The organism is Paenibacillus dendritiformis (genome assembly GCF_945605565.1).
Classification (GTDB): domain Bacteria; phylum Bacillota; class Bacilli; order Paenibacillales; family Paenibacillaceae; genus Paenibacillus_B; species Paenibacillus_B dendritiformis_A.
Genome location: NZ_OX216966.1, coordinates 2,861,684 through 2,884,105, shown reverse-complemented (window position 1 = coordinate 2,884,105; position 22,422 = coordinate 2,861,684). Strand labels below are relative to the sequence as shown.

At 53.7% G+C, this 22,422-nt stretch carries 20 protein-coding genes and 4 tRNA genes; 4 read left to right on the top strand and 20 right to left on the bottom strand.

Going from position 1 to position 22,422, the window contains the following annotated elements; genetic code table 11:
• Window positions 1-112: 112 nt before the first annotated feature.
• Window positions 113-1,588, top strand: a complete 1,476-nt coding sequence (locus tag NNL35_RS12660) for an aminotransferase class I/II-fold pyridoxal phosphate-dependent enzyme (protein WP_006680038.1) — start codon at window positions 113-115, stop codon at window positions 1,586-1,588.
• 144 nt (window positions 1,589-1,732) lie between these two features.
• A complete protein-coding gene (locus NNL35_RS12655) occupies window positions 1,733-2,149 on the top strand; it encodes a DUF1885 family protein (RefSeq protein WP_006680037.1) in 417 nt (138 codons plus the stop codon).
• Window positions 2,150-2,263: 114 nt separating this feature from the next.
• On the opposite strand, the gene NNL35_RS12650 is transcribed toward NNL35_RS12655, so the two are convergent.
• The gene (locus tag NNL35_RS12650; RefSeq protein ID WP_006680036.1) at window positions 2,264-2,572 is read right to left on the bottom strand and encodes a DUF1292 domain-containing protein; all 309 of its coding nucleotides are present in this window, start codon (window positions 2,570-2,572) and stop codon (window positions 2,264-2,266) included.
• Between the two features lie 161 nt (window positions 2,573-2,733).
• A complete protein-coding gene (locus tag NNL35_RS12645) occupies window positions 2,734-3,324 on the bottom strand; it encodes a stalk domain-containing protein (protein WP_006680035.1) in 591 nt (196 codons plus the stop codon).
• Window positions 3,325-3,537: 213 nt separating this feature from the next.
• Here NNL35_RS12645 and NNL35_RS12640 point away from each other — a divergent pair, with 213 nt between their 5' ends.
• Window positions 3,538-4,275 carry an MBL fold metallo-hydrolase gene (locus tag NNL35_RS12640; protein ID WP_006680034.1) on the top strand — a complete coding sequence of 246 codons (738 nt, stop codon included), beginning with the start codon at window positions 3,538-3,540 and terminating at the stop codon, window positions 4,273-4,275.
• A gap of 72 nt (window positions 4,276-4,347) precedes the next feature.
• Here NNL35_RS12640 and NNL35_RS12635 read toward each other — a convergent pair whose 3' ends face one another.
• A complete protein-coding gene (locus NNL35_RS12635) occupies window positions 4,348-4,578 on the bottom strand; it encodes a DUF3892 domain-containing protein (protein ID WP_006680033.1) in 231 nt (76 codons plus the stop codon).
• A gap of 72 nt (window positions 4,579-4,650) precedes the next feature.
• Window positions 4,651-5,094 (bottom strand): GNAT family N-acetyltransferase, encoded by a 444-nt coding sequence (locus NNL35_RS12630; RefSeq protein WP_006680032.1) that lies wholly within the window; start codon window positions 5,092-5,094, stop codon window positions 4,651-4,653.
• A 144-nt stretch (window positions 5,095-5,238) separates the two neighbouring features.
• Between NNL35_RS12630 and NNL35_RS12625 the strand changes: the two genes are divergently transcribed.
• Window positions 5,239-5,421: a hypothetical protein gene (locus NNL35_RS12625; protein ID WP_138985683.1), complete on the top strand. Its 183-nt coding sequence runs from the start codon at window positions 5,239-5,241 to the stop codon at window positions 5,419-5,421.
• An 81-nt stretch (window positions 5,422-5,502) separates the two neighbouring features.
• Here the strand turns inward: NNL35_RS12625 and NNL35_RS12620 are convergent, their stop codons facing one another.
• The 16 genes from NNL35_RS12620 to carB form a co-directional block, all read right to left on the bottom strand.
• Window positions 5,503-5,694, bottom strand: a complete 192-nt coding sequence (locus NNL35_RS12620) for a hypothetical protein (RefSeq protein WP_006680031.1) — start codon at window positions 5,692-5,694, stop codon at window positions 5,503-5,505.
• 1,116 nt (window positions 5,695-6,810) lie between these two features.
• A tRNA-Val gene (locus tag NNL35_RS12615) sits at window positions 6,811-6,886 on the bottom strand.
• Between the two features lie 176 nt (window positions 6,887-7,062).
• Window positions 7,063-7,776: a uracil-DNA glycosylase gene (gene ung / locus NNL35_RS12610; RefSeq protein WP_006675671.1), complete on the bottom strand. Its 714-nt coding sequence runs from the start codon at window positions 7,774-7,776 to the stop codon at window positions 7,063-7,065.
• Window positions 7,777-7,917: 141 nt separating this feature from the next.
• Window positions 7,918-8,006: transfer RNA gene (locus tag NNL35_RS12605), tRNA-Leu, on the bottom strand.
• A 45-nt stretch (window positions 8,007-8,051) separates the two neighbouring features.
• Window positions 8,052-8,128: transfer RNA gene (locus NNL35_RS12600), tRNA-Ile, on the bottom strand.
• Window positions 8,129-8,155: 27 nt separating this feature from the next.
• Window positions 8,156-8,232: transfer RNA gene (locus NNL35_RS12595), tRNA-Met, on the bottom strand.
• Between the two features lie 110 nt (window positions 8,233-8,342).
• Entirely contained in the window at window positions 8,343-8,507 is a 165-nt protein-coding gene (locus NNL35_RS12590; protein WP_006675670.1) for a hypothetical protein, read from the bottom strand.
• A 215-nt stretch (window positions 8,508-8,722) separates the two neighbouring features.
• On the bottom strand, window positions 8,723-10,183 hold the full coding sequence (locus NNL35_RS12585) for an ABC transporter substrate-binding protein (RefSeq protein ID WP_100226269.1): 1,461 nt from the start codon (window positions 10,181-10,183) through the stop codon (window positions 8,723-8,725).
• 166 nt (window positions 10,184-10,349) lie between these two features.
• Window positions 10,350-11,801 (bottom strand): ABC transporter substrate-binding protein, encoded by a 1,452-nt coding sequence (locus tag NNL35_RS12580; RefSeq protein ID WP_006675667.1) that lies wholly within the window; start codon window positions 11,799-11,801, stop codon window positions 10,350-10,352.
• Between the two features lie 3 nt (window positions 11,802-11,804).
• Window positions 11,805-12,686: an ABC transporter ATP-binding protein gene (locus NNL35_RS12575; protein WP_006675666.1), complete on the bottom strand. Its 882-nt coding sequence runs from the start codon at window positions 12,684-12,686 to the stop codon at window positions 11,805-11,807.
• A gap of 3 nt (window positions 12,687-12,689) precedes the next feature.
• The gene (locus NNL35_RS12570) at window positions 12,690-15,584 is read right to left on the bottom strand and encodes an ABC transporter permease (protein ID WP_006675665.1); all 2,895 of its coding nucleotides are present in this window, start codon (window positions 15,582-15,584) and stop codon (window positions 12,690-12,692) included.
• Window position 15,585: 1 nt separating this feature from the next.
• Complete coding sequence (locus NNL35_RS12565) at window positions 15,586-16,671, bottom strand: efflux RND transporter periplasmic adaptor subunit (protein WP_006675664.1); 1,086 nt, start codon at window positions 16,669-16,671, stop codon at window positions 15,586-15,588.
• Window positions 16,634-17,467, bottom strand: a complete 834-nt coding sequence (locus NNL35_RS12560; protein ID WP_238535287.1) for an ABC transporter ATP-binding protein — start codon at window positions 17,465-17,467, stop codon at window positions 16,634-16,636. Before NNL35_RS12560 ends, NNL35_RS12565 begins: the two co-directional genes overlap by 38 nt.
• Before the next feature lie 253 nt (window positions 17,468-17,720).
• Window positions 17,721-18,359, bottom strand: coding sequence for an orotate phosphoribosyltransferase (gene pyrE / locus NNL35_RS12555; protein WP_006675662.1), 639 nt, complete (start codon window positions 18,357-18,359; stop codon window positions 17,721-17,723).
• 2 nt (window positions 18,360-18,361) lie between these two features.
• Entirely contained in the window at window positions 18,362-19,099 is a 738-nt protein-coding gene (pyrF, locus tag NNL35_RS12550; RefSeq protein WP_040730288.1) for an orotidine-5'-phosphate decarboxylase, read from the bottom strand.
• A 104-nt stretch (window positions 19,100-19,203) separates the two neighbouring features.
• Complete coding sequence (gene carB / locus NNL35_RS12545) at window positions 19,204-22,422, bottom strand: carbamoyl-phosphate synthase large subunit (RefSeq protein ID WP_006675660.1); 3,219 nt, start codon at window positions 22,420-22,422, stop codon at window positions 19,204-19,206.

Sequence of the window (22,422 nt, the reverse complement as noted above, 5' to 3'; positions counted from 1 at the left end):
ATCCCTGAAAAACTGCTTGCATTCCGAAACGTTTTTGTTAAACTTATCATTGTTTGCGTCAAGGTACGCAGACATATCTGCATTTTCAGCAAGAAAGGTTGTGATTACGGCGATGAACCACCATCGGACACCTCTTTTTACCGCTTTGAAGGAGCATGCCGCCCGGAATCCGGTTCAATTTCATATTCCGGGACACAAAAAAGGCGCCGGCAGCGATGCCGAATTCCGGGACTTTCTCGGAGATAATGCCTTCTCCATAGATCTGATCAACATTGCTCCGCTGGACGATCTGCACCAGCCGACAGCCGTCATCGCCGAAGCGCAAGCCTTGGCTGCGGATGCCTTCGGCGCAGATTATACGTATTTCAGCGTACAGGGCACAAGCGGGGCCATCATAACGATGATTATGTCCGTCTGTTCACCTGGCGACAAAATTATCGTGCCTCGCAATATCCATAAATCGATTATGACGGCCATTATTTTCGCCGGGGCGCGCCCGGTGTTCGTATCGCCGGCAAGGGACGCCAATCTCGGCATCGATCACGGCATCACGACCCGTTCGGTCCGCCGCGCGCTGGAGAAGCACCCGGATGCAAAAGCGGTCCTGGTCATCAATCCAACCTATTTTGGCATTTGCGCCAATTTGAAGGAGATTGTCGACCTGGCCCATTCCTACGACGTGCCGGTGCTGGTCGATGAAGCTCACGGCGTCCTGATTCACTTCCATGAGAAGCTGCCGATATCGGCGATGGAAGCGGGCGCGGATATGGCGGCGACCAGCGTTCACAAGCTGGGAGGCTCCATGACTCAGAGCTCGGTTCTCAACATCAATGTCAAGAACGGGCTTGTCAATCCGTACCGGGTCCAGACCATATTCAGCATGCTGACAACGACTTCGACTTCTTACTTGCTGCTCGCTTCTCTGGATACGTCCCGCCGCAATCTGGCCCTGAACGGCCACGCGATCGCGGAGCGGACCATTGAGCTGGCTGAGGAAGCGAGAGTGCAGATCAATACGATTCCGGGCTTGTACTGCTTCGGGGAAGACATTCTTGGCGGCGAAGCGACCTATGATTTCGATCCGACCAAGCTGACCATTCATGTGCGCCATCTAGGCATCACAGGCTACGAGACGGAAAATTGGCTCCGGGATCATTACCAGCTTGAAGTAGAGCTTAGCGATATGTACAATATCTTGTGCCTCGTGACGCCAGGCGATTCCAAGGAAACGATAGCGACGCTGCTGGATGCTCTCCGAGAGCTGTCTGCAACGCATTTCGAGAAAAACGAAGTGCAGGAGCTCATCGTTAAAATTCCGGAAATACCGCAGCTCTCGCTCATTCCGCGGGATGCGTTCTATGCCGATACGGAAGTCGTCCCGTTCAAGGAGTCTGCTGGACGCATTATTGCCGAGTTTATTTATGTTTATCCGCCTGGAATTCCGATTCTCCTGCCGGGCGAGGTCATTTCGCAGCAAAATATCGATTACATCCGGGACCACGTCGACATCGGATTGCCTGTCAAAGGTCCGGAAGACCGAAATATAGAATACGTCAAAGTCATCGTGGAAGAAACCGCGATCTTTTAAAGCAGCAGGCCGTCCAGCAATGGGCGGCTTGTCCTGTATGGAATAGGAACAGATCGGCTATTTCCGATACCTCATGTAAATATTGCCAACGCGTGGGCGCGATGATATGATGAGGATGATCCGAGGTTGCATGGAGGTGGAAGGATGAGCCAAAGCGCATTCATTACATTTGTGGAAGGATCGGCCGTACCATCCGTCACACTGGATGAACTGAAAGAACAGCTCCTCAGTTACCGACACCAGACCAGCTTGACCGGAGAGCAATTGGGATGGGAATACGCCGACGCCGCGTTCCCGTATACGATCGAGACGAAGCCTGAACAGGAGGACCATTGGTTCTACCTGAAGGGAACCTCTCCCCAATATCATTATATCGTGTTCGGCACCGGGACGAAGGAGGGAGATCCGCCCCGCTCCCACATCCAGGTCGTCCTCCCGGAAGGGGCCACCCATGGGGACAAATCGAAAGGCAACGAGCTATGCAAATATTTAGCCAAGAAATGGAAGGCTGAATTAACCTTGTTCAACGGCAGGACCATGTACTTCAATCCACGGAAATAATTCCGAGCAACAACGGCAGATTACATACGTGATAGCAGCAAAAAAGCTCCGAGCGGCCGCTCGGAGCTTCATCGTCTTCAACGGACCTGCCGCTGAAGAACTGCTTTGTTCAGATTAGTCTTCCTGAGAAGCAACCATTTGATCGTAGGCTTGCTGGACGCGCTCCCATTCCTCGTCGTCTTCGATCGGATTCAGTACCATATCTTCATCCTCTTCGTCTACGCGCACAATGATGCCATCCGCTTCCGGATTGTTGCGTTCCAGCAACAGAGCGTATACTTGCTCGCCTACATTGAACGTCTCAACGAGAGCCATATCGATCTCATTGCCCTCTTCATCTACCAGTGTAACGACCAATTCGTCATGTTCGTGATCATGTCCGCAGCCACAGTCATGGTCATGATTATGTTGATGTTCGCTCATGCGTGAATCTCCTTTGTTTTCAGGTAATGTGTTGGTTACACTTCCGTATCGTACCACTTTCTGAAGGTCAGGTCAACGAAGCAGGAGCGATGTCTGGTATGTAGACGGCGGATGATCCGTTCATAGCTTCATATTATTGGGAAGCCAATAGAACTGGCGCATTAGACAGTCGGGAGCTTTTTCTGCGAGACCAGCGTATATTCCCCGTTCTTCTGCTTCAGATAGCAGGAGATCAGATAGTCGCCCTTCGTCTTGAAATCGTACTTGAATTCATTCGTGCGGAACCAGAAGTTATCTTCCTTATTATCTTCGACGGGTGACTCCTGAATGTCTGTCTTGTTTCCTTTGGGATCGGTAATCGTGAACTTTATCGTGTCCACTGGCGTGGTCAGACTGTCGATCTGAGCCAACACGGTAAAAGAAGTCTTGCCTGTCGGAACCTTGCCGAACAATGAATTATCCTTAAATAACAGCAAATCCACATTGGGCTTGTCGATGACAACCTTCTTGCTGGCATCATCCCAAGTGACGAACGCCTGCAGCGCGTCACTCAATTGGCGTATGGACAAAAACGCCCGTCCCTCAAACATAATACCCCCATCCTGAAGCGTGCTTCCATTCATCACGACCTGGACTTTCTCCCCCTGCACGACAGTCGGTCCAGCCTCTTGTGCCGATATTTGTGCCGATGCGAATGTCCCGCTCATGATGGTACCGAGCAGAGCCAATGCTACGATTCTTCTGCAATTCATCGCGATACCTCCAACTGCTTTGTTGTTAAGTTATACTCGGCTGAGCATGGAGAGTTGCGGAAAAAACCTTTCGTTTCCGGTGTTTTTCCGGCGCCCCGTTCCCGCTTTCTCTGCTGCTGCCCGCCCGTTGACTTGTGAATTGGCGATGCAGGTGTTAGAGTAAAAGCAAAATCATGCTGACAATTTGGGGACAGACGGTTACGGAGGGATTGGATGACACTGCGCATACAAATGATTGGCACAGGAAGTGCCTTCGCCAAAAAATATTTTAATAATAATGCGTTAATATATACGAAAACCGGCAAGCTGCTGGTGGACTGCGGTATCACCGCGCCGCAAGCTCTATATCATTTGGGCGTATCCTTCGATGAATTGGACGGAGTCCTCATCAGTCATATTCATGGTGATCATGTGGGCGGGCTGGAGGAATACGCATTCCAGATGAAATTCCGGTACCATCGCAAGCCGAAGCTGTTCATCGCCGCCCCGCTCGTTGGTCCGCTCTGGGAGCATACGCTCAAGGGGGGGCTGACGCAAGAGGGCTTGACTTGCCTGGAGGATGCGTTTGAGGTGCATCCGATAGAACCTGGCCAGACATTGAAGCTACTGTCCGGTCTGAAGGTGAAGCTGCTGGAGACCCCTCACATTCCCGGGAAACGAAGCTTCTCCTTTCTGTTCAATGACACGTTTTTTTACAGCGCGGATATGCAGTTCCAGCCCGATCTGCTCCGTTGGCTCGTTGAGAAGCAAGGAGTAATGACCATCTTCCACGATTGTCAACTGCTCGGTAAAGCCGAGGTACATGCGGGACTTGACGATCTGCTCACCTTGCCGGATTTCATTCAGGAAAGGCTGTGGCTGATGCATTATGGAGATGAGCGGGATGCCTTCGAAGGCAAGACGGGGCGAATGAGGTTCGTGAAGCAGCAAGAATGGATGGAGATTCCATAACAGACACAACACCGGCAAGCAGCGCAGTCGCGCACCGCTTGCCGGTGTTTTATTGCCCTGCCGTTCCTCCTATCAGAACAGCGGCAGATTATCCAAATTATTCGTCGGGTCCCCATCTGCGTCGCCGCGCAGATACATCCCTCCATCTCTGCCCTTGAAGACATTGACCCCGGCAATGTTCCCCGCCTGAACCTCATTCAGAGCCTGTTCGTAGGACAGCTGTCTTCCTGTGCTTGTCTGGAATGCGGTCAGATCGCCATCCCCGTTCTTTTGCACCGCTACGATCATCTCTCGATTGTCCATTCGCTGCGCCTCCTGAAGAAGATGTTCTGCATCAAGCAGACCATCTTAGCTTGCCCGGAGACCTGGGGAGTATTACAACTTCTTCTCCATGCGGACATGCAAAATGCCTGCATCATAGAATGGCTCTTCCGATACGGTCACATAGCCAAGAGAGTGGTAAAATCCTTCCGCCTGGCACTGCCCGTCCAACACGCTCTTCTCCGCTCCCATGGAACGGGCAAGCTGCTCCAGCGCAACCATGAGCGAACGGCCGATCCCGCTCCCGCGGAATGGCTTCAATACAGCGATTCGCTGCATTTTCGCTGTCGTCTCATCCAGCCATTTAATCCGCCCGGTCGCCGCGACTTGTCCGTCTACCGTTATGAGGATATGATTGCTTTCCGCATCCAGGTGATCCAACTCATCAATCTCTTCTTCCAGCGGGACCTGCTGCTCTTCCACAAATACTTCCTTGCGAATTTCCAAACATTGCTGAAGCTGTCCTTCGGATTTTACTTCAATCACTTCTGCTGCCATAGCTGCACCTTCCTCACTTGTCAACCAATTGTCAAAATTATGCACAATTTTTCGGTTTTAGATAAGATATCATTATACAAAAAATTAGATTTCATGTATAGTTAGTTGTGATCCATCTCACAGCGATTTGAAGGAGGGAACGCATTGAATTCAATAATGGTCACCATTATTGTATCGGTCATTTTCTTCATTCTTACGATTTGGTTATGTCTGTTCGTCACCAAGAAGGCCTATTCCCGCAGATGGGAAGAGGAGACGACATTCCTTGATACCGATCAAGCCCGTGAAGAAGAGCAGGGCGGCAGCGGCGCCGTCGCCAAGCCCTAATCATCACAATAACGGCCTTGTTCCCGCGCCGCAGAAAGTAGAATTTCTGGACCGGAACAAGGCCTTCTGTCTGGCTCTCGGTTAAGGCGAGTAGACACGGGCCCGGACGCCTGTTCCGTACACATCCTGTTGAATAACGGGAGTAGACGGTCCAAGACGATCCGGCTGTGGCAAGGGAGCCGCGCCGCGAGCCCAGGCGGTACAGCCGACAGCAACCAATAGGACACTCAGCAGCGCTGCCATAAAGACCAGCCACTGCATGCGATTATTCATCCGTAATACCTCCGAATGCTCCGCAACTTGAAAAATCACTATTGGCATTTTCCCCTGAACCCTATGCTTTTAAACCTGCTCTCCCAGATATCGCTCCGTTCCTTTCGTCCTTCGAATGGCCTGATGTATGAGCACCTCTTCCCTATCCCATCGCCGTCTTGGATGCTTGCTCTTAGCCTTTTAAGTATTCTCCCCTTCGCTCATCGCACCTCTTTATGCCTTATCGGTTCCCGTGACGCTGCCGCATCACTTCCATTACTTTTGTGGTCAAGTGGTCTGTTCGGTGCTTTCGACCGTTCTCCCAGTGACTCAGGTAGTTTTTCTCGTTCTTTTGCTCATTTCCCATTGGCTCAGGGTGGTCTGTTTCTCGTTCTTTTGCACAATCTCCCGTTGACTCAGGGTGGCCATCGCTGGTGTCCTTATGCTCATTCTCCCAATGAGTCAGGTTCCCACATTACCTTGCAATGAAGCCCTCAACCTACCAGGAGCCCAACAAGTCACCTTTCCTGAGTAGTGGGAGTACTACTTATAAAAGGCAGATAGGGAGACTTCACTTCCCTATGTTGTTGGGATACTGGTCATAAGAGGCAGGCAGAGTACTTTGCTTCCCTGCTTTATTGGGATACTGGTCATAAGAGGCAGGCAGAGTACTTTGCTTCCCTGCTTTATTGGGATACTGGCTATAAGAGGCAGACAGAGTACTTTGCTTCCCTGCTTTATTGGGATACTAGTCATAAGAGGCAGGCACAGAGCACTTTGCTTCCCTGCGTTATTGGGATACTGGTCATAAGAGGCAGACAGAGTACTTTGTTCCCTGCGTTATTGGGATACTGGTCATAAGAGGCAGACAGAGTACTTTGCTCCCTGCGTTATTGGGATACTGGTCATAAGAGGCAGGCACAGAGCACTTTGCTTCCCTGCGTTATTGGGATATTGGCCATAAGAGGCAAGACAGAGTACTTCGCTTCCCTGCATTGGGATACTGCCCATAAGAGAGTGAGGCACTTAGAGAACATTACTGTTTAATGAACAACTCGAGGCGGGAGGCCTGAACCGTGAGAGGACTAAAAATATAAAAAAGCCCTTGAATATTCAAGGACATCGTCGGAAATAGTATGGTGTTCTGAGACGGGCTCGAACCGCCGACCCCCACCCTGTCAAGATGGTGCTCTCCCTACTGAGCTATCAGAACACATCGATAGATATAGTATATCATCGGGCAGGGCTCTTGTCAACATATTATAAATCCCTGCCCCGCTAGTTGCTTCCATATCGTTGCTCCAGTCGGTCCGCCCCTAGCGGAAAAGCTCTCTGTCCGTTGGATTCGCATCCATCCCAGACAGAGGGCTTCCGTTCCTTCCCGGCGTGTTATCCAATCTGCGGCAAATCTTCGGCCGGAATATCCGAAACGGGAGGAAGCTGCCAATTGATCTCGGTTTCTCCTCGCGAGCGCAGCCATTCATTGACCTGCGAGAAGGGGTGGCTGCCAAAAAAACCACGGTGTGCCGACAACGGGCTCGGATGCGGGCCTTTGACGATTCCATGCCGTCTCGTATCGATCATGGATTGCTTCGCCTGGGCGAAGGAGCCCCACAGCACGAAGACAACCGGCTCTTCCCGCTCATTCAACAACTGAATAATACGATCGGTGAATCGCTCCCACCCCATCCCGCGATGGGATGCCGCCTGCCCCTGGCGCACGGTCAGCACTGTATTGAGCATCAGCACGCCTTGCTTCGCCCAAGGTATGAGACAGCCATGCTGCGGCATCGTCGTGCCGATATCGCTCGCGCTCTCCTTCAGCATGTTCACGAGCGAGGGCGGAATGCGCACGCCCGGCTGCACGGAGAAGCTCAATCCATGCGCTTGTCCAGGTCCATGATACGGATCTTGTCCTACAATGACCACTTTCGTGTCCGCGTAAGAAGTATAATGGAGCGCCGAAAAGATAAGATCAAATGGCGGATATACCACCGTACGCTCGTATTCAAGCTTCAACCATCCCCATAGCTGCTTGAAATAGGGCTGCCTAATCTCATCATGCAGCAATGCTGCCCAGTCTTCTTGAATCTGTATCGCCACAGCCGCTTCCTCCCCTTCCGTTACATTTATCAAGCGATATGACAGCGTACGGCACTTCCTTGCCATACCGAAGAAAATAAAAAAAGCTCTGCCAATGACCGCTGTCATCCAGAACTCTCTATGTACAGGCATTTCAATTAATGGTGCCGAGGACCGGGATCGAACCGGTACGGTAGTCACCTACCGCAGGATTTTAAGTCCTGTGCGTCTGCCAATTCCGCCACCCCGGCACATACAGTGTGCGAACACTATGAATCTTTGAAAAACAACGGTTTTGGTGGGCCCTGAGGGACTCGAACCCACGACCAATCGGTTATGAGCCGACCGCTCTGACCAACTGAGCTAAGGGCCCCTACGCCATTGCTTATTGCAATAATATTGGTTGCGGGGGCAGGATTTGAACCTACGACCTTCGGGTTATGAGCCCGACGAGCTACCGGACTGCTCCACCCCGCGACATTTTGTTACGGTCTATCTTTCGCAGCGACAAGTATTAGTATACTATATCAGTACATGAACAGTCAAGAAAAAAGTTTAAAAAAATGATATTCTTTTACCTGTCCCCCTCAGAGAATGAAGCGGACTCCGTACTTTCCTTTGCGGGAGCGGAACACCTCAACCTCATATGGCGTGTCATATCCGTATATCCAAGCATCCTGCTCCAATCGCTCCTGCAGGCAGCGGGCCTGGAACTTCGTATTGTACAGCTTGCCCCAATAAATCCAATGCATTTGCCACCCTGTCTCCTTCCTTCGTATGTCGCTACTATTGTGTTCGATATGCTCGACAATCATGCAGCCATTATGCGGTCGGCGCGGGGTGGTAGCGGGCGGCAGCGGCGGCGGCAGCGGCGGCGACCAGTAGAAGCAGCGGCGGCGGTAGAGGTTGCCGCAACGTGAAAAGACCGGCAATGCCTGAGCGGGCCTGCCGGTCCTTATAGGGTGCTTTATTCGCTATGGACGGGAGTAGGCTCTTTCTTTTTCAAAACCTGGTTGCCCTTCGTCTCCCATTCCTTCAACGCATCGCTAACACTCTTCTTCTTGTTGATCACTTCCTGGAACAAACTGCTGCCGATTTCTTGCACTTCCCACAGGTTCGAATACATCATGAATAACTCTTCATCATTATGTTCTGTAGGCAGAACGGGCTTCATGGTGTAGAAAGCCGCTATATTGAAATCTGTCCCGTCCTTAGGCTTAAGGTACTTCTGACGGGATACCAGTTCACCGCTGTTGCGGGAACGGAGCTTCGCCCATTCGTCACTTGATACGAATTTGACGAAATCCCAGGCATCCTCCGGATTCGTCGCCTTCTGATTGATGGCAAAAATATTGTGCAATGAGACTAAGCCGGATATTCCAGGGGCTTCCGCATGGGAAGGCACCGTCACGACATCCCAATCGAATTTTGTGAAGCCGTTGATTTTGTCCCCGTACTTCATCGCTTCCAATAGACTGGAATCGATATACCAATAATCCGCGAGCACCATAACCACGCGTCCCGACAAGAAGTCGTCATAGTGGAACGGATTGTATTGCTCATCCTGCATTTCCGGCATTTCCATGTCAGCGCCTGGAACAATCTTTTCATTAACCAGCTTCGCGAACGTCGTCCATACATTCTCCCACATCGGCGTATTGACTGTCATATAATCTGCTTTGTCATCGAACCTGCGAAGATTAAGCGGCTTAACATAGCCATCCATGCCCGAGTACGGGTCAGTTTCGTAATTATTGAAAGAGAAGCCGTAAATGCGCTCCTTGCCCTCGCCCTTCGATACAAGCTTCGCCTTGTCGAACACTTGCTCCCAAGTCATATTGTCTGTCGGCGGCTCGACTCCCGCTTCCTTGAATATGGTCTTATTATAAAATAAAGCCTGTGAGCTGAATGTAGGCGTTAAGCCGTACAGATTATTGTCACCCATCGCCTTCAGCCCGTCAATGACCGTCGGCACGAATTCGTTCGTATCGATTTTATCCTTCTGAAGGAGCGGATCGATCTGCTTGAGCAGGCCGTCTCGCGCAAACGCTTGGTATTCGCTCGCATCAAGAACGACCACATCCACCGGATTGGCTCCGGTCAGAAGCTTCTTAAGTAATTCCGTATAATCAGGCTCCTCATACTCCCCGTTCGAGCTCCTGCGGTTCCATTTCATCTCCTTCCAATCATTCGCAGGGACGACTTCAATGCTGACGGCCCCCTGCTTCGAAAACTCGAATAAGTCGGTATATTCCGAGCGGAAATAACTGTCGTAACCATTCCCTCCGCTCACTACGCCGATGCGCAGCACACGCTCCTGGCCTGGCTTAACTTCATCTGTTGTCGTACAACCAACCAGCATCGGGATGATCATCGCCACGGGGATCGTCGCCATGAACAGTTTTCGTACCCATTTTTTTGAACGCACCGGTTACCACCCCTCTAACTCTTTGCGGTGTGCGGATAATAATCTTATCTTCGTCTATTTCCATCGATGCGTTATCTGTAATGTGAAGAGCCTGCAGGTACGGGTACCTGCAGGCGTCCAGCGCGATCGACAACGACATACAACTTTATGATGATCCTGCAGACCTTTATTTGTTGTATACAGGATTGGCTTGTTTCTTTTTCAAGAGCTGGTTGCCCTTCGTCTCCCATTCCTTCAACGCATCGCTTACGCTCTTCTTCTTATCCAGAACCTCCTGGAACAAGGTGCGGCCGATATCTTGCACTTCCCATATATTCGAATATTTCATGAAGAGTTCTTCCTCATTATGTTCCGTAGGCGGAACGGGCTTCATGTTGTAGAAGGCTGCGATATTGAAGTCGGCCCCGTCCTTCGGCTTGAGGTACTTCTGGCGGGATACCAGCTCATAACTGCTGCGGGAGCGGAGCTTCGCCCATTCGTCGCTTGACACGAACTTGATGAAATCCCAGGCATCATCCGGATTCGACGCCTTCTGATTGATGGAAAAAATACTGCTCAAAGAGACTAATCCAGACACGCCCGGAGCTTCCGCATGGGAAGGAAGCGTTACGACATCCCAATCGAATTTCGTGAAGCCTTTGATTTTGTCCGCGTTCTTCATCGCATCCGCCAGATCGGAATTGATGAACGAATAGTCGCCGAGCACCATCGCCACCCGTCCGGACAGGAAGCTGTCATACTGGAACGGATTGTATTGACCCTCTTGCATCTCCGGCATTTCCATGTCAGTTCCTGGAATAATCTTTTCGGCGACCAGCTTCGAAAACGTCGTCCATACGTTCTCCCACTTCGGAGTATTAATGGTCATATTATCCGCTTCGTCATCGAACTTGCGGAGATTAAGCGGCTTGACATAGGTATCGATGTCCCCAAAAGGATCGCTTCCGAAATAATGATTAAAGGAGAAGCCATAGACGCGATCCTTGCCCTCGCCCTTGGATACGAGCTTCGCCTTGTCGAACACTTGCTCCCAAGTCATATTGTCCGTTGGCGGCTCGACTCCCGCTTCCTTAAATATTGTTTTATTATAGAATAAAGCCTGAGAGTAGAAGGTAGGTGCTAAGCCATACAGATTATTGTCTCCCATCGCCTTCAGCCCGTCGATGACCGTCGGGACGAATTCGTTCGTATCGATTTTATCCTGCTGAATGAGCGGATCGAGCTGCTTGAGCAGGCCGTCCCGGGCGAGTATCCGGTATTGGCTGGCATCGAGAACGACCACATCCACCGGATTGGCTCCGGTCATAATCTTCTTGAGCGCTTCCACATAATCGGGCTGCTTATACTCCCCGTTCGATCCCCAACGCATCTCCGTCTGATCTACCGCAGGGACGATTTCAATGGTGATGGCCCCCTGTTTCGAAAATTCGAACACGTCGGTATATTGCGATCGGAAATAACTGTCGTCATATCCCCCGTAGAGGACTCCGACGCGCAGGACGCGCTCTTGCCCCGGCTTAACCTCATCCGTCTTCGTACAAGCTGCCAGCATCGGAATAATCATCGCAATGGCCATGGTCGCCAACAACAGCTTTCGTACCCATTTTTTTGAACCCACTGGTTACCCCTCCAACTCTTTCGGTGTGCGGATAATAATTTTATCTCCGTCTATTTCCATAGATGCCTTATCTGTAATTTGGAGAGCCTCCAGGTACTCCTTCGGCACCTGCAGGCGTCCGACGCGGTCGACGACGACATACGCTTCATGATGATCCTGCAGTCCTTGCCCTGCAAACCCTTGATCGTCACCCCCATCCAGATTCGGATTCCGCTTGATGAACTCGGTGCTCGTCAAGCCGTCTCGAATCGCGACGACCCGATCGACTTTGCCCGCCAGCGTCAGATCGTGCGTGACGATGACAACCGTCACCCCCATCTCCCGGTTCATGCGCCGGAAAATATCCATGATCATATCGGAAGTCTGCGTATCTACCGACCCTGTCGGTTCATCCGCCAACAACAATTGGGGACGATTGGCCAGCGAGATAGCGATGGCTACCCGCTGCTGCTCCCCACCGGAGAGCTGGTGCAGCTTGTTGTTCATCCGATGGCCCAGGCCGACCGCCTCCAGCAGCTCTTTCGCATAGGCGCGGTCCATCTTCCCTCCGAGCATCATCGGCACTTCCACATTTTCCAGCGCGGTCAAATAAGGAAGCAGGTTCCTGGCATTGTTCTGCCATATAAATCCGACCGTATCCCGCTTGTATTCGACCAGTTGCTCATCGGTTATCTTCAGCAGATCCCATTTGCCGACCCGCACGGTGCCGGCAGAGGGGCGGTCCAAGCCGCCCAACGTATTCAGCAATGTCGATTTGCCGCTGCCGCTGTTCCCGATGATCGCCATCAGTTCTCCTTGCTTGACGGTCAAGTTCAAGCCTTGCAGGGCCACGACTTCAATATCGTCTGTCTTGTATATTTTGACAAGGCCTTCACAATGAATCATCGCTTAACGCTCCTCTCCCATCTTCACGGCTTGATGCACCCGCAGCCGGCGAATCTGCATGAACAGCAGTGTCGCGCCCGTCAGCATCATGACCCCGACTACGACATACAGCTGCATCGTATCTTTCGCATCGAAAATGATTCGGAACGGTGGAACCTGCATCTTCGCATTTTCCGCAGATTGCAGGAACGGAAGGAACAGGCGGCTCGCCAGCTTGCCGAGCAAAATGCCGATGCCGATCGATAAGCCCGCGGTGAAGACTTGTTCCAGCAGCAGCATCCCTGTCAACTGCCGGCGCGACAGACCCATCGCCCGCAAAATCCCGAACTGCACGACACGGCTCGATAAGTTGAAGAACCAGTACAGCAAATATCCGATAAGCGAAATGATAACCGAAATCAGGAAGCCCATGCTCAGGATGCCGAAGATGCCTCCGCGAGTCGGATGCTTGCTCTGAGTCGCCAGTTCGCTGCGCACGTCCGTGAAGGTGACGATTTCGATGTTTGCTTTCTGAAGCTCTTTTAGTGCCGGCGCAAGCGGCGCTTTCTCCTTCATCTTCAGCCATACATCGTATTTCATGAGAGGCACCTGATCATAAATATATTCCAGGTTCGTAATAAAGAATGGCGTCTGATCCGGATATTGACTTGGCCAGTACGGCAGGATCGCCGCGACGACGAACTCTACCATCTGATCCTGAAGGGAGATCGAAATGACATCCCCCGGCTTCAACTCGTACGTCTTCGCGATATTGGTCGGAATAATGACGGCTGCGCCCTCATAATACTTCCCTAATGCATCCAAATATTTGAACGGGTGCTGCGGGAACAAATCGTTCCGGAACCAGGCCACCTTCGCGAACTCGTCATTATCGATGCCTACAACCATCCCCTGGCCGATAGAGCGTCCGGAGATAACGACATTGCCTTTCGCCTGCATCACTCTGGCTGCCGCCTCGACGCCCGGCAGCTTGCGGAACACTTCGAACGGCGGTTCGTTCAGAATCTGCTTCCCTTTCGGAGGCTGCTGCCCTCCAGGCCCGCCTGGGCTTCCCGGACCTCCGGCACCGCCGCCTCCATTATTGCCTCCGTTGTTACCGCCTTGATTGCCCCCCTGATCCTTCCGATCCACGACGAGCGTGCTTTCCCATACCGTCTCGATGACGACATCGGCGCCGTATTGATACAGCGTGCGTTCGGTTGAATTCGTGTCGATCGTCCGTGCCGCTGATGCATTATATACGCCGAGCCCGAGCGTTAGAATAAGCAAAATCATAAGCGGATAATATGATTTCGCGGAGCGGGACAGCTGGGTCAGCGTCAAGTACAACGGAACCGGCAGCAGCTTGCCGCCAATCCATTGGAACAGGCGCAGCAGCAGCGGGAACAGCCGCAAAAAGAACAGGCCGCAAGCGAATATCGCAAGCGCCGGAATAAAGAACAGGAATGGCTGCACTTGCAGCTGATCCGAGGTCATTCCCGTCTTGAACGACAGAAGCTGCTGCTGGGTCAGCATATAATATCCATATCCAGCCGCGGCAAGCAGCAGAACATCAAGGAACCATTTTTGCCAGACCGGACTCTTGTCCTTCCGGGCCAGCTTCTGCTTCAGATTGACGATCGACTGGCGCGCGAACAGGACGGCCGGAATGACGCTGGCCATGAGCGCGATCAGGACCGCAGCCGTACCGAAGATAACCGCGTCGGTCGTGAATCCGACCGGAATCGATTTGCGGTTGACGAATTCAAGGAATCCGTTGGCTGATCCGATCGATTTGGCCATGAACCAGCCTATGAGCGGCGCAATCGCGAGCGCTGCCGCCCCAAGTATAAGGCCCTCCAGCAAATAGAGCCATATAATTTGCCCCGTGCTGGCGCCGCGGCTTCGCAGAACCGCAATGTCGCTTTGCTGCTTCTCCAATGCCTGATTGGCATTCATCGCTATGTAATAGAACACCATGGCAATCATCGGTGCAGCCAATGTGAACAGCATCATCTGCAATTGGATGCTCTGGCTGCGGAATTCGTCCAGCACCTTCGCGAACGAGATCTCCACCTGTGTTCCGGGCAGCTTCTGGTACAGTTCGATGCTGAGACGATTCAGCGTCCGCTCCAGCGGCGACAAGTGACTGGTCTGCACTTCGCGCAAATCAAAGGCATAATACCAGCTCGACTGCTGTAGAGCGACTTTATGATCGCCCATAATCGACTTGCTCAGGGTGTCCGGCGAGACGATGAGCGAGCTCATCAATCCTTCCAGTCCCTGAAACCAATATGCGCTCGTCTCGTCCTTCGGCTTGAAGGTGCCGACAATCTTGACGCGCAGCGTCGTCGGATTATCTCCATAGATCGGATATTCCAGCTCCGCGCCGACATGAAGGTCGTTCCGGTACATCGCTTCCTCGAGCATAACCGCCTCGATGACGCCTCCGGACTCTCCGTCTGCATACAGCTTGCCATTCGTCCATTCAACCTTGTCATCCAGGTCTGACAGGGAGCCTAACGTCATCGAACGCACCCGGCTCGCATCGACCTTCGTCGGATCGACCGGATATACTTCCGCCGTGCGGAGAATGCGCAAGTTGACGAACTCCTGAACCGGGAATCCGATCTGGTCCTTCACGTCCTCCCGGATATACCGGTCGACCTCCTGCAGCGCGTTCGGATCAACCTTCGCTCCGCTCGAGCCTTGATACCTCATCAACAACGAACCCGCCGGTAATCCCCCGCTGTTCTCCTGCAGCGTCTTCGTTACGACACGCTTTAACGCCCCGTCGGAGTACATCGGGATGCTGACCGTAAAAGAGACCGCGACGATGAGCCCTACCAACGTGCTCACCGTCAGCCAGCGGGTATTCCACATTTTACGGAACAAAAAACGCAGTAACGGAATTCCCATATTATCGGCCCACTACTTTCTGCCCCGGTTCAAGTCCGGCTATTATTTGAATCTCGGTCGGCCGCTGCACTCCAACCTCGACATCGACTTCCCGCTTCCCGTTCTCGTCGGCGACCTGTACGTAGGTCCGGGAACCGATCGTGCGCAGGGCGGAAGGAGGAATGACGATAGCGTCCTTAATCTTGTTCGTCACGACAGTGGCGCTAAGCATCGTGCCCCGGGTTACTCCCTTCGGCAGCTTCTCCACCTCGATCGTCATGTACTTGTCGATCCGGTCCTGCTCCGGCTGATCGCCCTGGCCGCCCCCATTATTATCGTTCGACGGCAGCGGAAGCGCCTTGACCTTGCCCTTAATGACGCCTTCAACCGAGTTGATGCTGACCTCGGCTTCCATGCCCGGAGTAATCCGCTTCAGATCGTCCTTCGACGGCTGCGCGGCGACGGTCAGCCGGGTCGTATCGGCGACAATCGCCACCGGATCGTATTTCTTCGACATCGCGCCCTTCTTCGCCGTCAACGACACGATCGTGCCCGTGAACGGAGCGGTGAGCGTCGCCTTGTCAATATCCGTCTGCAGATCAACAAGCTCCTGCTGCTTCTGCTCGAACAAAATCTGCGCTTCCTCGAACTCGACCGGATCCATCTCGTCTTTTTTGCGCAGCGTTTCCTTCATCTTCACTTCTTCGGCCCGCAGCTGCAGACGCTTCTGGCGAAGATCCTTTTGCAGATCATCCACGTCAAGCTCCGCGATGACCTGGCCTTTTTTGACCGAATCGCCGTTCTTGACATAAATGTTCTTAATCGGTTTATTGTCCATCGTAAAGAACAGGATATCTTCCTGATCGGACATCAATTTGCCCGTCATGGAGACGGGAACAATCATATCCTTCCGAACCACTTCATATTCCGGCTTCTTCGATACCGAAGGCGGTGTGATGGTCGGCAACACTTCCTCTTCCTCTTCATCCGGCAGAAGCGAGCAGGCGGACGTGAACAGCAGCATGCCGCACATCAGTGCCAGAGCGGCACGGCGCCATTTGCGCGCGCTTCTAGGTGATGAATCTTCCGTCGACCATTTCATAAACATGATCAGCTACCTCCAAAATTGTGGGATCGTGGGTGGTCATACAGATGGCGATTTTCTCCGAACGAATGATTTGCCGGAATACGCCCATGACCTGAGCCCCCATTTGTGAATCCAATTCCGCTGTCGGCTCATCGGCCAATAACAGCAGCGGCTTATGAGCAATCGATTTGGCTATCGCAACCCGCTGTTGCTCTCCCCCCGACATTTCGAAGGGACGGTGGCTCATGCGCTTGCCCAATCCAACCATCTCCAGGCAATATTGGACCCGCTCCTTCCATAAATGGCGGGGCACGTTAGCCATCCGCAGCGACAGTTCAACGTTCTCATAAGCGGACAATAGCGGCATAAGTGCATAAGCTTGGAAAATAAACCCGATTTCAGCGCGCCGTGTCTCGGTGCGCTTGTCATCGCTCCAGGTCGAGAACGGCTCCCCCCGGAACCGGATCTCTCCCTTCGTGGGCAGATCGAGCCCTCCAAGCATGTTCAGCAGCGTCGTCTTCCCTGACCCGGATCGGCCCTTCAGCATGACCAATTGGCCCGGGTGCACTTCCATCTCGATTCCTTTGAGCACATGCAGCTTCTGGCTGCCGACCTGGAACGTCCGCTCAACCGCGCGAACTTCCAGGAGCGGTTGATCCGGAGAGAGCGGGTGGGCTCGGGCAGGCCATGCTGCAGCTTGTGTCTTGTCCTCTATGTATTCCGTCTTCTCTTGCGCCACTTCTTCCTGCTCGTTCGCCGCGAGAGCCGGGGTTGCCTCGGCACGGTCTGACTTCTTCCGTTTGCGAAGCCATTTCATTGCATTATTCGCCCCTTTCTCGGACATGTCGTCAAAAACTCATCCTAAGTATAAACGATTGAAAAGAAAGAAAAGTTACAATCTTTGTAATGCTATTCCCGCCGCTTCCATCAAAAGATAGAGTTGTCTAACTTCCGATCATTTCCTGTTTATACTACTACGTTATACTCTATTTTCTGTTAAATGTTTGTCACAAAAGAAAAAAACCTAACCATTATGTCGGTTAGGCTCAGTGGATGTCGCTGCCAGGCGATTAATTGCCCCAGGCAGCCGGGTTGACGCGCCAGGATGCCAATGCATCGAGATCCGCCGCTTGAATGACGCCCGCTTCCAGAGCCGTCTCGATGAGCGCGGTATAGCGGGACAGCGTATGAAGCGGGATTCCGGCATCCCGGAACGCCTGCTCCGCTTTTTCCAGCTCATAGCTGAAGATGGCGAATACGGCAAGCGGGTCCGCCCCCGCTTCCCGAACGGCCACCGCCGCTTTGAGCGAGCTGCCTCCAGTCGAGATTAGATCTTCGATAACGACGACCTTCTGTCCCGGACGAATCAGGCCTTCGATCTGATTCTGCTTCCCGTGTCCCTTCGCCTTATCGCGAATGTAAGCCATGGGCAGCCCCAGCTTGTCTGCAACCCAGGCTGCATGCGGAATGCCGGCGGTCGCCGTTCCGGCGATGACTTCCGCATCCGGCGCATATTCCTTGACCAAGGAAGCGAAGCCTTCCGCGATGGCCCCCCGAATCTCAGGGTAAGACATCGTCAAGCGGTTATCGCAGTAGATAGGGGACTTGATTCCGGACGTCCAGGTGAACGGCTCATGCGGCCGCAGCGCCACCGCTTCTATAGATAACAAATGTCCGGCAATCTCACGTTCTCTCTTCGTCGTTGTCATCGTTACATCAACTCCTCGATAATGGATAGTAAGGCTGCCCTCGGATCCTCGGCTTCCGTAATCGGACGGCCGACGACGATATAATCTGTGCCATGCCGCATCGCTTCCGCCGGGGTCATCACACGGGACTGATCCTGAAGCGGAGCGCCCTTCGGCCGGATGCCCGGCGTAACCGTGCGGAACGAATCGCCGCAGGCCGCCTTGATGCTCTTCACTTCATGCGGGGAAGCGACGACTCCATCGAGTCCGGCTTCCTGCGTCAGCTTCGCATAGCGGACGACGGTCTCTTCGACCGTGCCGGGAATTCCGATCTCTTCATTCATGACTTCGTTATTGGTGCTCGTGAGCTGCGTAACGGCGATAATGACCGGACGCGGCAGCGAAGGGTCGGCCGCGCGGGCCGCCTCGACGCCCTCGATGGCCGCCTGCATCATCTTCTTGCCTCCGGCCGCATGGACATTGAACATGTCGACGCCCAGCTTCGCGATGCTATTTGCGCCGCCCTTTACCGTATTCGGAATGTCATGCATTTTCACATCCAAGAACACACTGTACCCGCGCTCCTTGAGCTCGCGGATGAAGGAGGGACCGCCCGCGTAGAACAACTGCATGCCTACCTTCATATAGCAAGGAATACCCTCCAGTTGCTCAATAAGTCGCTGGGCCTCCGCCGTCCCGTCATAATCCAGCGCGACCATCACCCGGCTCGCCGCCTGTTCAAATGATACCGTATGACTCATTTTCTGTCCCCCGCTCATCGATATTTCCGCTGCATGCGCATCCCGCCAATCGGGGAGGCCCGCAGGCCTCCCCGATTGCTTTCTCGCATCTATATCTATCATCGTTATTTCCGGTTGGCCGGCATCGGACGCGAGGAAAAGTTAATCTGCTCCAGCATCTCGAGCAGCGCGCGCACCGTATCCAGCGAGGTCATGCAGACGACGCCGTTCTCCACCGCCTCGCGGCGGATACGGAAGCCGTCCCGTTCCGGAGTCTTGCCCTTCGTCAGCGTATTGACGACGAAATGCGCTTCCCCGTTCCGGATAAGGTCGAGAATATTCGGAGTCCCTTCCGTCAGCTTGTTGACGCGCTTGACGTTCAGCCCCGCTTCCTCCAGCGCCGTGGCTGTGCCGCCTGTCGCTATCAGCTTATAGCCGAGAGCGGCGAAGCCGCTCATCAACTGCACCGCTTCTTCCTTGTCCTTATCCGCCACCGTGCAAATAATCGCGCCGGTCGCCGGTATTTTCATGCCCGATCCGATGAGGCCCTTGTAGAGCGCCTTGGCATACTGCTTGTCACGGCCCATCACTTCCCCGGTCGACTTCATCTCCGGTCCGAGCGTCGGCTCGACCCGGCGCAGCTTGGCGAAGGAGAAGACAGGAACCTTCACCGAGACATGGTCGTCTTCCGGCCACAGGCCTTCCTGATAACCAAGGTCGTTCAGCTTCGCGCCAAGAATGAGCTTCGTCGCGACGTTCGCCATCGGAATATTGGTTACCTTGCTCAAGAACGGCACCGTGCGCGACGAGCGCGGATTGACCTCGATAACATAGACTTGATTTTGATAGATTACGAACTGAATATTGATAAGTCCAATCGTCTTCAATTCCTTGGCGATGCGAATCGTAATATCAACCACCTGCTGCTGCAGCTCCTGGGACAGATGCTGCGGCGGGTAGACCGCAATCGAGTCGCCCGAGTGCACCCCGGCACGCTCGACATGCTCCATAATCCCCGGAATGAGCACCGTCTCGCCGTCGCAAATCGCATCGACCTCGACCTCCTTGCCCAGCATATAGCGGTCGATAAGGACCGGATGCTCCGGATTGATTTTGACCGCATACTCCATATAGTTGAGCAGCTCATTATCGGAGTATACGATTTCCATCGCGCGTCCGCCGAGGACGTAGGACGGACGGACAAGCACCGGATACCCGATGCGCTGGGCCGTGCCGACCGCTTCGTCGACCGATGTGACGGTGCTTCCGGTCGGCTGCGCGATGCCGAGACGCGACAAGAGCGCTTCGAACTTTTTGCGGTCCTCCGCTTCATCGATGCTCTCCAGGCTGGAGCCGAGAATCCGCACCCCTGCCTTGGCCAGCGGAGCCGCCAAGTTAATCGCGGTCTGGCCGCCGAACTGGACGATGACGCCGACCGGCTGCTCCTGCTCGATGACATTCATGACATCTTCGAAGAACAGCGGCTCGAAGTAGAGCCGATCCGATGTGTTGAAGTCGGTCGAGACCGTCTCCGGATTGTTATTGATAATGACCGCCTCATAGCCTGCGTCCTGGATAGCCCATACCGCATGCACGGTCGAATAGTCGAATTCAATCCCTTGCCCGATCCGAATCGGGCCGGAGCCGAGGACGAGAATCTTCTCCTTCTCGGTAGGCAGTACTTCATTCTCCGTCTCGTAGGTCGAGTAATAGTAAGGAGTGGAAGCTTCGAATTCCGCCGCGCAAGTATCTACCATTTTATAGACCGGCCGGAAACCGAGCTCCTTGCGCAGGGCGGAAACCTCCGCTTCCGTCGTGTGGGCCGTCCCTGGATGACCCGCATGGCGAAGCTCCGCAATGGCGCGGTCCGTGAAGCCCATGCGCTTCGCTTCATACAATGTCTGCTCGCTCAGAGCGGACTCTTCCTGAATCCGCGTTTCAAAGGCGATCATGCCTTCGATTTTATCCAGGAACCACCAGTCAATCTTCGTGATATCATGCAGGCGCTGCAGCTCATAGCCGCGGCGGAACGCTTCCGCAAGCAGGAACAGCCGCTCATCGTCCGGCGATTTGAGGCGCGCTTCCAGCTCGTCATTATCGAGCTGCTTCGCTTCCGGCAAGTACAGGCGATGGACGCCGATTTCGAGCGAGCGCACCGCTTTGTGCATCGATTCCTCGAATGTCCGGCCAATCGCCATCACTTCCCCGGTCGCCTTCATCTGGGTGCCGAGCTTCCGGTTCGCTTGCGTGAATTTATCGAACGGCCAGCGCGGAATTTTGGATACGATATAGTCCAGCGTCGGCTCGAAGCATGCATAGGTCTGTCCCGTAACCGGGTTGACAATCTCATCCAGCGTGTAGCCCACTGCGATTTTGGCCGCCATCTTCGCAATCGGGTAGCCCGTCGCCTTGGACGCAAGCGCCGACGAACGGCTTACCCGCGGATTCACTTCAATGACATAGTATTGAAAGCTGTGCGGGTCCAGTGCGAACTGCACATTGCAGCCGCCCTCGATGTTGAGCGCGCGGATGATTTTGAGCGAGGCGGAACGGAGCATCTGGTACTCCCGATCCGACAGCGTCTGGCTTGGCGCCACGACGATGCTGTCGCCCGTGTGCACGCCCACCGGGTCGAAGTTCTCCATATTACAGACGACAATGCAGTTATCATTGGCGTCGCGCATGACTTCGTACTCGATCTCCTTCATGCCGGCGATGCTCTTCTCAATCAGACATTGGCCAATCGGGCTGTAGCGAATGCCGGAGGCGACGATGTCGCGCAGCTCTTCCTCGTTGTCGCAGATGCCTCCGCCTGTGCCGCCGAGCGTGTAGGCAGGGCGTACAATAATCGGATAGCCGATGCTGTTCGCGAACTCGACCGCTTCCTCCACCGACGTCACGATCGTGCTCTCCGGCACCGGCTGCTCCAGCTCTCGCATCAGCTCGCGGAACATATCCCGGTCCTCGGCACGTTCAATCGCTTCCAGCTGCGTGCCGAGCAGCTTGACATTTTCCTGCTCCAGTACGCCGGCACGCGCCAGCTCGACCGCCATATTGAGCCCGGTCTGCCCGCCGAGCGTCGGCAGCAAGCCGTCGGGACGCTCCTGGCGGATGATTTGCGTGACAAAATCAAGCGTAATCGGCTCAATATATACTTTGTCCGCCATATTGGTATCGGTCATAATCGTAGCCGGGTTGCTGTTGATGAGCACCACTTCGATGCCCTCTTCCTTCAACGCCTGGCATGCCTGCGTTCCGGCATAGTCGAACTCTGCCGCCTGGCCGATGACGATCGGCCCGGAACCGATGACGAGTATTTTTTTGAGGTCTGTATTCTTCGGCAT